Here is an 11,185-nt window from a genome sequence, read left to right on the forward strand (position 1 = left end):
CACAATGAGCGTTCAACTTGACCACGCGATTGTTCCGGCCCGGGACAGAAAAGCTGCGGCTCAGTTGCTGGCTACTCTGCTGGGCGTGCCGTGGGCAGAGTCCGGCGTCGGCCCGTTTTGCCCGGTCTATGTCAATGAGGGCTTGACGCTGGACTTCGACCAGGCCGATGGCACCTTTCCCATCCTGCATTACTGCTTTCGCGTGAGCGAGGCCGAGTTTGACGACATCCTGTCCAGAATCAGGGCCTGTGGCATTGAGTACAGGAGCACCCCGCACGGCCCGGTTGATATGCAGATCAATACTCAGCATGGCGGCCGGATCGTCTATTGGAATGAACCGGACGGACACGTGTGGGAAGCCCTGACGGTCAGCTACGCCCGGCAGCCGGGGAAGGAAACCGACACCGCCACCTGACTCTTCCACCTTGTGGTGCCGCCAGTGCTGTTTGGCTACGAATGCGGCCTCAAATTCAGCGAAGGACAAAACATGAGCGAGAAAAAGGAAACAGTGCAGAGATACATGGAGGCCTTCGCCCGGTCTGACCACGCGGGCGTTTTAGCGTGCCTGACCGATGATGTGGAGTGGGTCATCCCGGGCGCGGTTCACCTCAGGGGAAAGGCTGCCTTCGACAGGGAGATCGAGAACGATGCATTCGTGGGAAGGCCCACCATAGGCGTTACTCGCATGACCGAAGAGGGTGACGTCGTGGTGGCCGAGGGTACGGTGCAATGCGCCAGGAGGGCCGGCGGTGTACTTGATGCAGTTTTCTGCGATGTTTTTGAAACGCGGGGCGCAAAGATTCAGCGCCTCATATCGTATGTAGTCGAGCTGAAGGCATGAATAGCGCCTGATCTTTGACTGGAACAGGTCACAAGGAGTCATCAGAAGTCACCAGGATTCAACAGGAGATTGAGACATGTCCAGACTGCGCTTCAAAATCTCAATGTCGCTTGATGGCTTTGTTGCGGGTCCCCACCAGAGCGTGAAGAACCCGCTCGGGATCGGCGGCGGGCGTCTTCATGAGTGGGCCTTTCAGCTTGCGGTGTTTCGTGAACTCCTTGGTCTGGAAGGCGGGGAGGTCAACGAAAGTACCCCGGTCGTCGAGGAGTCGATCGCCAACATCGGCGCGACGGTGATGGGGCGCAACATGTTTGGCGGACACCCCGGCCCCTGGGATGCCAAAAATCCATGGAAGGGCTGGTGGGGCGTCAATCCGCCGTTCCATCATCCCGTGTTTGTACTCACGCATTACGCGCGTGAACCACTTGAACTGGAGGGAGGGACGACCTTCACGTTTGTGACCGACGGCATCCACGCGGCGCTCGAACGCGCGCGTCAGGCAGCGGGCGGCAAGGATGTGTCGCTCGCAGGTGGGGCGAATGCTGCCCGGCAGTATCTCGCAGCCGGACTCGTGGACGAGATGGAAATCAATCTCGTACCGACGCTTCTTGGCAGCGGTGAGCGGTTGTTCGAGGGAGTCGGCGACAACCTGAACGGCCTCGATCTTGTGCGGACGGTCGCCAGGCCAAAGGTGACGCATCTGAAGTTTGCGAGGCGCTGAAGGTTGCTGATATCAGCGAGGTTGCCGAACACAGGCAAAAACGGGGGAGTCCATGCCATCGGTCAATGCCTGCGGCGTCGACTTACTTTGGATGCCGGGCGGTGTGCACAGTGCACTTTGGACAAGACAGGAGAACGCAGCATGTCTGAGCCTATCGTCTACATCGACAACTCCGAGATTCGTGACGGAAAGCTCAAGGAGCTCAAGACGGCCATGAGCGAGTTGGTCGAGTTCATTGAGGCCAACGAACCGAGGCTGATTGCCTACAACGTGTACTTTGGGGGAGACGGCACCCGGATGAGCGTCGTCCATGTCCATGCTGACTCCGCTTCATTGGGTTTCCACATGAAGGTTGCGGGCCCCTTATTCCCCAGGTTCGCGGAGTTCATCAAGCTGCTGACGATAGACGTTTACGGCAAGCCGAGCGACGAGCTGGTGGAGCAGATGCGACAAAAGGCCCGGATGTTGGGGAACGGGATTGTGCGGGTGCATGAACTCCACGCGGGGTTCGCGCGGTTCAGAGCCTGCTGAGCCCGGGTGACCCCGATGGACCCAACGGCAGCTCCATGCTGGAGCCGGACCGCGACGTCTCACCCCACAACGACCTCGCTGATTTGAATCACGGGTGACAGGTTTCTTGCGCTTCGAACGTTCTCACCAAAGCGGCTTGCTGAGTTGCTGGGCGAACGAGGAAAACATCAGGTTAAAACTGATGCTGACTCTCTCGTCTGCGCTCCCGTTGGCATCGACGGAGTGCTCCAGGTAGGAGGGGAACAATAAAAGCGTGCCCTCGCGCACCCGGACCACGACCTGGTCAGTGTTCTGCGCCGTGAGTTCGGTGACTGGCGGCCTGATGACGCTGGCTTGCTTTCTGGGGTCGTGGAAGTTGATGGTGTCGGCGCCTTCACCGGTGCGGACGTAGTAAACGCCGCTGAGAAAGTTGTTGGGGTGGCTGTGCAGCTTGTGCGATGCCCCGGGGGCCAAAACGGTGGCCCAGCAGCCGGTGATCTCGTAGTCCATCTTGCCAATGCACAGGAATCGGAGGATGCCGGCTGCACAGTGGTCGATGCACGGGACGAGTTCGCGCATCGCTTCGTGTTGGTGAAAATCCTGTACCGATTGCCATCCCTGTCCCGCCTTGAGCGGGGGCGCGTCGCGCCTGATGTCGGCCAGTGCTGCCAGGATACGCGTGCAGATGGCATCACGCAGGCCTGGCTCAACCTGGGTCTTCCAGACCAGGCTGGGAAACATCGAAATGACTTCCGACGACTCTGACCACTGACGAGTGTTTTTGTCCATGGGTCAAGGCTTCCGAAAAATCGGACCCGGCGCCACCGCAAGGATCCGTAGCCCTTGTGCGCAAAGGCCTTTCACAGTGGCTACCGCGCTTGCTTGTCCTGTTTCATCATAGTTAATTCAGAGGAGCACTGCGATGAAACTGCGATGGTGCGCCAAGCGGCAAATCGGGGAAGGGGGAGGGCGGATTTATTCAAGATGAGCCTTGCGCCCGTGAATATGGGGTGGTTTCGAGCCTGAAGGTCCAGGGGGCTACAGTGCCCGAATGCCGATCCGGGCCGAAGCAGTGCAAAAACCGGAGTCGCACCCTATTTCCCGGCTCTCGTCAGCTAGCCGCAAGTCTGTTATCAATAATTAAGAATTCAGTTTGATGATAAACATTACGGAGACAACGCGTGTTCAAAGCACTTCAACTCACCAAATCCGACGCCGACGCCGGTTTTGCCGCCGCCATCACCGATATCGACGAATCACAATTGCCGGCAGGCGATGTACTGGCCATGGTGGAGTACTCCACGCTCAATTACAAAGATGGCTTGGCCATCACCAACCAGGGGCCGGTGGTGCGCAATTGGCCCATGGTGGCGGGCGTTGACGGCGCCGGCACCGTGCTCGAGTCCAGCCATGCGGACTGGAAGCCGGGCGACCGGTTTGTGCACAACGGCTGGGGTCTGGGTGAAACGCGCTGGGGCCTGATGTCTGAGCGCGCGCGGCTGCAGGGCGATTGGCTGGTGAAGCTGCCGGCTGCGTTCACCACCCGCCAGGCGATGGCCATCGGCACCGCGGGCTACACCGCCATGCTGTGCGTGCTGGCTCTGGAGCAGCATGGGGTGCAGCCTGCGGGCGGTGAAGTGCTGGTCACCGGGGCCACGGGTGGTGTGGGCAGTGTGGCCGTGGCCCTGCTCAGCAAGCTGGGCTATACCGTGGTGGCCGCCACGGGCAAGGCCAGTGAAGAGGCCTACCTGAAGCAATTGGGTGCCGCGGGGGTGATGGACCGGGCCGAACTCTCGGCCCCCGGCAAACCGCTGCAAAAAGAGCGCTGGGCTGCCGTGGTAGACGCGGTGGGTTCGCACACGCTGGCCAATGCCTGCGCACAAACGCGTTACGGCGGTGTGGTGGCGGCCTGCGGGCTGGCGCAGGGGGCGGATTTTCCGGCGACCGTGATGCCGTTTATTTTGCGCGGCGTGACGCTGGTGGGTATCGACAGCGTGATGGCGCCACTGCCCAGGCGCCAGAAAGCCTGGGCTCGTCTCGCGCAGGATCTGGATCCGGCCAAACTCGACGCCATGATTGAAGAAGTGCCACTGGCCCAGGCGCCTGCCAGGGCTGCCGACCTGATGGCAGGCAAGGTGCGCGGCCGGGTGGTCGTCAAGATATGAAGCTATGAAGCTATGAAGTGGGGCATGAAGCCGACAAGCGATAAAACCGGAGACAAAGCGATGAGCAACACGATGAGCAACACGCAGGCAGAAACTTACAAAGCGTTCTACCAGCGCTCGATAGACCAGCCCGACGCCTTCTGGGCCGAGCAGGCCCGACTGATCGACTGGCACAAGCCGTTTGACCGGGTGTGCAACTACGACAAGCCGCCGTTTGTGCAATGGTATGAGGGCGGGCAGACCAACCTGTGCCACAACGCGGTAGACCGGCACCTCAAGGAGCGGGCAGATCAGGCGGCGCTGATTTATGTGTCGAGCGAAACCGGCCAGGAAAAAACCTATACCTTTGCCGAGCTGCATGTGGAAGTGCAGCGCATGGCGGCCAGCCTGAAGGCGCTGGGTGTGCAAAAGGGAGATCGCGTGCTGATCTACATGCCGATGATTGCCGAGGCGGCATTTGCCATGCTGGCCTGCGCACGCATTGGTGCCATTCACTGCGTGGTGTTTGGCGGCTTTGCCAGCGGCTCGCTGGCTTCGCGCATTGACGACGCCACACCCAAAGTGGTTGTCAGCGCGGATGCCGGCTCGCGCGGCGGCAAGGTGGTGGCGTACAAGCCGCTGCTCGACGAAGCCATACGCCTTTCAAGCCACCAGCCCGAATCGGTGTTGCTGGTGGACCGGAAGCTGGCGCCCATGGCGCTGGTGGCGGGGCGTGATCTTCTGTGGGGCGATTTGCGCCAGCAGCACGTCGATGCGCAGGTGCCGTGTGAGTGGCTGGACTCCACCGCCATCAGCTACACGATTTACACCAGCGGAACCACTGGCAAACCCAAGGGCGTGCAGCGCGACACGGGCGGTTACGCCGTGGCGCTGGCGGCCAGCATGAAACATATTTTTGACGGCCGGCCGGGTGAAACCTATTTCTCCACCAGCGACATTGGCTGGGTGGTCGGGCACAGCTACATCGTCTATGGCCCGCTCATCGCCGGCATGGCGACCATCATGTATGAGGGCCTGCCGACGCAGGGCATGGACGGCCAGCCCGACGGCGCGATCTGGTGGAGCCTGGTCGAAAAATACAAGGTGACGGCGATGTTCAGCGCGCCCACCGCGGTTCGCGTGCTGAAAAAGCAGGACCCGGCGCTGCTGAAAAAACACGATTTGTCCAGCCTGCGTGCGCTGTTTCTGGCGGGCGAGCCGCTCGATGAGCCGACGGCACGCTGGATCAGCGATGGGCTGGGTGTGCCCATCATCGACAACTACTGGCAAACCGAGTCGGGCTGGCCGCTGCTGACGGTGGCCAACGGTGTGGAGCGCACGCCCAGCAAGTTTGGCAGCCCCGGGGTTCCGATGTATGGCTACCGCGTCAAGCTGCTGCATGAGTCCACCGGCGAAGAGCTGACGCTGCCCAACGAAAAAGGCGTTGTGGTGCTTGAAGGCCCCACGCCGCCAGGCTTCATGCAAACCGTCTGGCAAGACGACGCGCGCTTTGTCAACACCTACTGGAAGACCGTGCCGGGCAAGATGGTCTACAGCACCTTCGACTGGGGCATACGCGACGAAGACGGTTACTACTTCATCCTGGGCCGAACCGACGACGTGATCAATGTAGCCGGGCACCGTCTGGGCACGCGCGAGATTGAGGAAAGCATTTCCGGCCATTCCCTGGTGGCCGAGGTGGCGGTGGTGGGCGTGGCCGACGCGCTGAAAGGGCAGGTGGCCATGGCGTTTGCCGTGCTCAAGGATGCGAGTTTGTTGCAGGACGGCGCGGCGATGCTCAAGCTGGAAGGCGAGATCATGAAGCGCGTGGATGGTGACCTGGGCGCGGTCGCGAGGCCTGCCAGGGTTCGCTTTGTCACGGCGCTGCCCAAAACCCGCAGCGGCAAGCTGCTTCGCCGCGCCATCCAGGCGGTGTGCGAAGGGCGCGATGCGGGTGATCTGACCACCATGGACGACCCGGCGGCACTGCAGCAGATCCGCGACCGCGTGGCAGGCGTCTGAGAGCACCTGCGGCAAAGCGCTGCTGACTTCCGGCGTCCTGCAACGCCCCCCTGTCGTTCGAGGATTTCCTGAGATCGCTTTGAAGGCGTTTTAACCGGCGCCTTCAAGGCAGGTTCTCATGCTGCCACGCCTGAGCAAGGCGCCATCCTTCGCAAGGTGCAGCGGAATAGATGCCTGGAGGCGCAGCCCTTCCAGGTCTATCCAAGGGTATCTACGGAGCCACATTTAACGGCGCGCGATCAAAATATCAGTAATTGCTTATATTTAAGGGTCAAGCCCGTGAAAACCCAATGAACCAGATGATCCAGGCCGGTGCGAAGACCGAGCAGGGGCGCGTGTTTGAACTGGCCGCCGAGTTGTTTGCGGTGCTGGCCACGCCGATGCGCCTGCGAGTGCTGAGCGCCTTGTGCGAGCGGGAAAAGTCGGTCAATGAGCTGCTGTCTGAAATCGACACCACGCAGCCCAATCTGTCGCAGCATCTGGCGGTGCTCTACCGCACTGGTGTGCTGGCCAAGCGCAAGGAAGGCACGCAGGTGATTTACCGCGTGCAAAGCGAAAAGGCCGTGGCCTTGTGCCGAAGTGTTTGTACCCAGATTGCCATCGAGCTGGATGAGCCCGATGCCGTGCCGGTGACCGAGAGCCTCACGCCCAAAGCTCCCCAAGCCAATACCCGCGGCCGCCCAGCCTGACCCCGAAAGTTTGATCTCTATGTTGAGCGGATTCATTCAACGTGCGCCTGAAAACTTTTTGAGCCGCGAGCAGATCCAGGAAGTAAGGGCAGGACGCCGCGGTTTTCTGGCGGGAGCGTTTTCAGCCGCCGCCGGGGTGATGGCGGCAGGTCAGGCCCGTGCCCAGACAGCCGCGAACGCAAGTGCAGCGACTGCGTTGGGGGCGGGTGCCGACGAAATCCTCAACCTGCCGGCTCATGGCAAGGGCCTCGGCCAGCCAGTGGCGGCCAGGGGCTATGGCCTGCCCAGCGAGTGGGAAAAGAACCTGCAACGCCGTGAAAGCCCGGGCCTGACGCGGGTCGCCCAGTCGAGTGTCAGCTTTTGTCCGCTTCAGGGACTTTTCGGCATCATCACGCCCAGCGGCCTGCATTTTGAACGGCACCACCAAGGCTGGTGGGATATTGATCCGTCCCAGCACCGGCTGATGGTCAATGGCTCCGACGAGGGCATGCTCAAGCGCCCCATAGTGTTCAGCATGGACGACGTGATGCGCCTGCCGAGTGTCAGCCGCATGCATTTCATCGAGTGCGGAGCCAACACCGGCATGGAGTGGGGCAATGCGGCAGTGCCCACGGTGCAATACACCCACGGCATGCTCAGCTGCAGTGAATTCACCGGCGTGCCCTTGCGCACCCTTCTGGAGTTGTGCGGTGCGGACTTCCGGCGCGCCAAATTCATCCTGGCAGAAGGCGCGGACGGCTCTGGCATGACGCGCACCATTCCCATGAGCCTGATCATGAATGGTGAGGTGCTGGTTGCTTACGGGCAAAACGGCGAGATGCTGCGGCCCGAAAACGGTTATCCCTTGCGCCTGATCGTGCCGGGCGTGCAGGGCGTCAGCTGGGTCAAGTACCTGCGGCGCATTGAAGTGGGTGACATGCCCTACGGTGCGAAGGACGAGACCATCCACTACGTCGATTTGCTGCCCGACGGCACGCACCGCCAGTACACCAGCATCCAGGAAGTTAAAAGCGTGGTCACCTCGCCCAGTGGCGGCCAGGTGCTGCTGCAAAAGGGTTTTCACACCATCACGGGCCTGGCCTGGAGCGGGCGCGGCAAGATCCGGCGGGTGGACGTATCGACCGACGGCGGGCGCAACTGGGCACCAGCCAGGCTCGAGGGGCCGGTGCTTTCCAAATGCCTGACGCGCTTTAACGCTGACTTTGTCTGGGACGGCAAGCCGGTGATTTTCCAGAGCCGGGCCGTGGATGAAACCGGGCAGATCCAGCCGACCTACGCCGAATTGCGCAAGGTGCGCGCCTCGCGCAGCATCTATCACAACAACGCCATCCAGTCATGGCTGCTGGAGGAAAACGGCGAGGTGAAAAATGTCCAGATCTAGGTTCAGGCTGCTCCAGGGAGCCTGGCGGCTGACCGCTTGTGCCTGGATGCTCGGTGCGGGCGCAAGCCAGGCGCAATCCCTGCCAGCGCCAAAGCAGACAGCAGCGCTGGTTTCGCCGGCGGGTGCGGGTGCGGGTCCGGGGATTGCGGGTGTTGGTCGAACCGCCACGCCCGCAGAAATCAGGGCCTGGGACATTGATGTCCGGCCTGACTTCAAGGGGCTTCCCAAGGGGCAGGGCTCGGTACGCCAGGGTGAGGTCTTGTGGGAAGCCCAGTGTGCTTCCTGTCACGGCAGTTTTGCCGAGTCGTCGGAGATATTCACGCCGCTGGTGGGGGGCGTGACGGCCCGGGACATTCAGTCCGGCCGGGTGGACGGCCTGCTGCCGGGAGCCAACCAGCCCCATCGCACCACGCTGATGAAGTTGTCCACGCTGTCTACCCTGTGGGACTACATCAACCGTGCCATGCCCTGGAATGCACCCAAAACGTTGACGGCCGATGAGGTGTATGCCGCTACCGCCTATATCCTGCATCTGGGCAATGTGCTGCCCGCAGACTTCACGCTGTCGGACAGCAACATCCGCGAGGTGCAGGCCCGTCTCCCCAACCGCCATGGCATGACCACCGCGCACGCGCTATGGCCCGGCAAGGAACTCGGTGGTGTGGCGCGGCCCGACGTGCAGGGCTCGGCCTGCATGAAAGACTGCAAGGCTGAAGCTGTTGTCAAAAGCTTTTTGCCGGACTACGCGCGCAATGCGCACGGTAACCTGGCGGACCAGTCGCGCCTGGTGGGCGTCAGCCGCGGGGCCGACACCACACGGCCGCCCCAGGCCCCGGATTTTGGGTCGCATCGTGATGTAGCCCAATACGAGCGGTCGAGTGGTAGCGCTACGGAAAAAGTAGCAACTGTCGCGATGGCATCCGCCGCTCCCACTGCCATGGCTGTCCCCGCAGGTTCTGCGGAGGTCATGCCGCTGCTGCAGAAGAATGCCTGCGTCGCCTGCCACGGCATGAACAGCAAACTTGTCGGCCCATCGTTCAGGGAGATTGCCGCCAAATATAAAGATCATGCCGATGCGGTGAATTACCTCTCGGGCAAAATCCAGGCAGGTGGACAGGGCGTCTGGGGCTCCATGGCCATGCCTGCGCAGTCCTTGAGCCCGGCCGAATCGGCCCGGGTTGCCCGGTGGTTGGCCTTGGGTGCCAGGCAATGAAGGGTGAAGTGTTAAAACTGGTGCGCGTTGAAAGACCGGCACCGGAACAATGAACAATGGTGGGTACTGCGCCGAAATATCGTTTGGGAGAAATCCTCTCCCGGTGCCCGGTGGTTTCGGTTTGTGTCCAATGATGCTCAGGTTTCAAGACATCGAAGTTAGATAAATAAGGATAAGGAGTTCAAATCATGGAACGTCGTGAATTTTTAGCCAGCAGTTCTGGCGCCACTGCGCTGGCCCTCGCTGCTGCTTCTGGCTTGGCGCCGGCCTACGCGCAAAATGCGCCTGCCTGGAACAAGGTGGCTTTTGAAAGCAAATCCTTCGCGGAGGCCGCCAAAGCCCTGGGCGCCACCAGCGCACCGGTTGAAAGCAAGGAACTGGTATTGCAAGCCCCGGAGATTGCCGAAAACGGCAGCGTGGTGCGCGTTGGCGCGCAAAGCAGCATGGCCAACACCACTCAGATTGCCTTCGTGGTTGAAAAAAATCCCAGCGCACTGGCGGCGCTGTTCGATATTCCGGCCGGCACCGATGCCAGCGTCTCGACCAACATCAAGATGGGCCAGTCGTCCAATGTGTATGCGCTGGCCAAAGTCGGCGACAAGTATTTTTACGCTGTGAAAGAAGTGAAAGTCACGCTGGGCGGTTGCGGCGGCTAGGTTGCCGCGCCCCGGTCTCACGTCAATCACAGTTCAAGTCAGGAGAAAAAATGTCAGATCCAATGCGAATCCGGGCCCAGGCCCAAGGTGATAAAACCACGGTCCGAGTGCTGGTGAGCCACGAAATGGAGAGCGGTCAGCGCAAGGACGCCGCAGGCAAGACCGTGCCCGCCTGGTTTATCCAGACCATCAACGCCACCTGGAACGGCAAAACCGTGATGAGCGCCCAATGGGGTACGGCCGTGTCCAAAAATCCCTTTGTGCAGTTCAGCTTCAAGGGCGGCAAAGCCGGTGACAAGATCGTGGTGAGCTGGACCGACAACCACGGCGACAAACGAAGCGACGAAGCCGTCATTGCCTGAACGGCAGTATCGAAGTATCGATATCGCACCCGCGCCGCACCAGCTTCGGGTGCGACCCCACCATAACGAATAACGCGAATAACGCTTGAGGAGACCACGATGAAATTAAGCCTGTTAGGGCTTGCGGCACTGGCCGCGCTGGCGGTTTTTCCCCTGTCCGCGGCCGCGCAGAAAAGCACCGCCGAGGGCATTGCCGAGTACCGTGCGATGCTGGCCGATGGCAACCCTGCCGAGCTGTATGAGGCCAAGGGCGAGCTGATCTGGAAACAGGCACGCGGTCCGAAGAATGCTTCGCTCGAAAAATGCGACCTGGGCAAAGGTCCCGGCGTGGTGAAGGGCGCTTTTGTCGAGTTGCCACGCTTCTTTGCGGACACCCGGCGCGTGCAGGACCTCGAGTCGCGCCTGCTCACTTGCATGGAGCAGCTGCAGGGTTTCAACGCGGCCGAAATCGCCAAAACCAGCTTCGGTGCTGGCGAGCAAAAAACCATCGAGTCGCTGGTCGCCTATATTTCGGGCGAATCGCGCGGCATGAACTTCAACCTGCCCCAGGCCCACGCGCAGGAAAAGCTGATGYATGAAGTCGGCAAGAAGGTGTTCTACCTGCGCGGCGGCCCTTACGACTTCTCTTGCGCGTCCTGCCATGGGG

General features: G+C 61.1%; 13 protein-coding genes. 12 read left to right on the forward strand and 1 reads right to left on the reverse strand.

Annotated elements, in window-relative coordinates:
- The first annotated feature begins 4 nt into the window (after positions 1 to 4).
- From AC1DUB_RS20285 to AC1DUB_RS20300, 4 genes are all read left to right on the forward strand, one after another.
- A complete protein-coding gene (locus AC1DUB_RS20285) occupies positions 5 to 415 on the forward strand; it encodes a VOC family protein (protein ID WP_477731005.1) in 411 nt (136 codons plus the stop codon).
- Positions 416 to 487: 72 nt separating this feature from the next.
- Positions 488 to 841 carry a nuclear transport factor 2 family protein gene (locus AC1DUB_RS20290; protein ID WP_477731006.1) on the forward strand — a complete coding sequence of 118 codons (354 nt, stop codon included), beginning with the start codon at positions 488 to 490 and terminating at the stop codon, positions 839 to 841.
- A 76-nt stretch (positions 842 to 917) separates the two neighbouring features.
- Positions 918 to 1,562 (forward strand): dihydrofolate reductase family protein, encoded by a 645-nt coding sequence (locus AC1DUB_RS20295; RefSeq protein WP_477731007.1) that lies wholly within the window; start codon positions 918 to 920, stop codon positions 1,560 to 1,562.
- Positions 1,563 to 1,703: 141 nt separating this feature from the next.
- Positions 1,704 to 2,093: a hypothetical protein gene (locus AC1DUB_RS20300; protein WP_477731008.1), complete on the forward strand. Its 390-nt coding sequence runs from the start codon at positions 1,704 to 1,706 to the stop codon at positions 2,091 to 2,093.
- Positions 2,094 to 2,216: 123 nt separating this feature from the next.
- Here AC1DUB_RS20300 and AC1DUB_RS20305 read toward each other — a convergent pair whose 3' ends face one another.
- Positions 2,217 to 2,861 (reverse strand): 2OG-Fe(II) oxygenase family protein, encoded by a 645-nt coding sequence (locus tag AC1DUB_RS20305; protein ID WP_477731009.1) that lies wholly within the window; start codon positions 2,859 to 2,861, stop codon positions 2,217 to 2,219.
- A 392-nt stretch (positions 2,862 to 3,253) separates the two neighbouring features.
- Between AC1DUB_RS20305 and acuI the strand changes: the two genes are divergently transcribed.
- The 8 genes from acuI to soxA form a co-directional block, all read left to right on the forward strand.
- Positions 3,254 to 4,237 (forward strand): acrylyl-CoA reductase (NADPH), encoded by a 984-nt coding sequence (gene acuI, locus AC1DUB_RS20310; RefSeq protein WP_477731010.1) that lies wholly within the window; start codon positions 3,254 to 3,256, stop codon positions 4,235 to 4,237.
- A gap of 60 nt (positions 4,238 to 4,297) precedes the next feature.
- Positions 4,298 to 6,238 (forward strand): propionate--CoA ligase, encoded by a 1,941-nt coding sequence (locus tag AC1DUB_RS20315; RefSeq protein WP_477731011.1) that lies wholly within the window; start codon positions 4,298 to 4,300, stop codon positions 6,236 to 6,238.
- A 290-nt stretch (positions 6,239 to 6,528) separates the two neighbouring features.
- Positions 6,529 to 6,927: an ArsR/SmtB family transcription factor gene (locus tag AC1DUB_RS20320; protein WP_477731012.1), complete on the forward strand. Its 399-nt coding sequence runs from the start codon at positions 6,529 to 6,531 to the stop codon at positions 6,925 to 6,927.
- Positions 6,928 to 6,946: 19 nt separating this feature from the next.
- Positions 6,947 to 8,308, forward strand: a complete 1,362-nt coding sequence (gene soxC, locus AC1DUB_RS20325; RefSeq protein ID WP_477731013.1) for a sulfite dehydrogenase — start codon at positions 6,947 to 6,949, stop codon at positions 8,306 to 8,308.
- Complete coding sequence (locus AC1DUB_RS20330; protein ID WP_477731014.1) at positions 8,295 to 9,521, forward strand: c-type cytochrome; 1,227 nt, start codon at positions 8,295 to 8,297, stop codon at positions 9,519 to 9,521. The genes soxC and AC1DUB_RS20330 overlap by 14 nt, the downstream gene beginning before the upstream one ends.
- A gap of 188 nt (positions 9,522 to 9,709) precedes the next feature.
- Positions 9,710 to 10,177 (forward strand): thiosulfate oxidation carrier protein SoxY, encoded by a 468-nt coding sequence (gene soxY / locus AC1DUB_RS20335; RefSeq protein WP_477731015.1) that lies wholly within the window; start codon positions 9,710 to 9,712, stop codon positions 10,175 to 10,177.
- A gap of 50 nt (positions 10,178 to 10,227) precedes the next feature.
- Positions 10,228 to 10,539, forward strand: a complete 312-nt coding sequence (gene soxZ, locus AC1DUB_RS20340) for a thiosulfate oxidation carrier complex protein SoxZ (RefSeq protein WP_477731016.1) — start codon at positions 10,228 to 10,230, stop codon at positions 10,537 to 10,539.
- 99 nt (positions 10,540 to 10,638) lie between these two features.
- Positions 10,639 to 11,185, forward strand: a 547-nt coding sequence (gene soxA / locus AC1DUB_RS20345) for a sulfur oxidation c-type cytochrome SoxA (protein ID WP_477731017.1), incomplete at its 3' end; no start/stop codon positions are given.

Source organism: Polaromonas sp. P4_F9, assembly GCF_056401235.1.

What these genes read in the sequence shown, in the direction of transcription:
- AC1DUB_RS20285 (WP_477731005.1), top strand. Translation starts at nt 5, where the DNA reads ATGAGCGTTCAACTTGACCACGCGATTGTTCCGGCCCGGGACAGAAAA.
- AC1DUB_RS20290 (WP_477731006.1), top strand. Translation starts at nt 488, where the DNA reads ATGAGCGAGAAAAAGGAAACAGTGCAGAGATACATGGAGGCCTTCGCC.
- AC1DUB_RS20295 (WP_477731007.1), top strand. Translation starts at nt 918, where the DNA reads ATGTCCAGACTGCGCTTCAAAATCTCAATGTCGCTTGATGGCTTTGTT.
- AC1DUB_RS20300 (WP_477731008.1), top strand. Translation starts at nt 1,704, where the DNA reads ATGTCTGAGCCTATCGTCTACATCGACAACTCCGAGATTCGTGACGGA.
- AC1DUB_RS20305 (WP_477731009.1), bottom strand. Translation starts at nt 2,861, where the DNA reads ATGGACAAAAACACTCGTCAGTGGTCAGAGTCGTCGGAAGTCATTTCG.
- AC1DUB_RS20315 (WP_477731011.1), top strand. Translation starts at nt 4,298, where the DNA reads ATGAGCAACACGATGAGCAACACGCAGGCAGAAACTTACAAAGCGTTC.
- AC1DUB_RS20320 (WP_477731012.1), top strand. Translation starts at nt 6,529, where the DNA reads ATGAACCAGATGATCCAGGCCGGTGCGAAGACCGAGCAGGGGCGCGTG.
- soxC (WP_477731013.1), top strand. Translation starts at nt 6,947, where the DNA reads ATGTTGAGCGGATTCATTCAACGTGCGCCTGAAAACTTTTTGAGCCGC.
- AC1DUB_RS20330 (WP_477731014.1), top strand. Translation starts at nt 8,295, where the DNA reads ATGTCCAGATCTAGGTTCAGGCTGCTCCAGGGAGCCTGGCGGCTGACC.
- soxY (WP_477731015.1), top strand. Translation starts at nt 9,710, where the DNA reads ATGGAACGTCGTGAATTTTTAGCCAGCAGTTCTGGCGCCACTGCGCTG.
- soxZ (WP_477731016.1), top strand. Translation starts at nt 10,228, where the DNA reads ATGTCAGATCCAATGCGAATCCGGGCCCAGGCCCAAGGTGATAAAACC.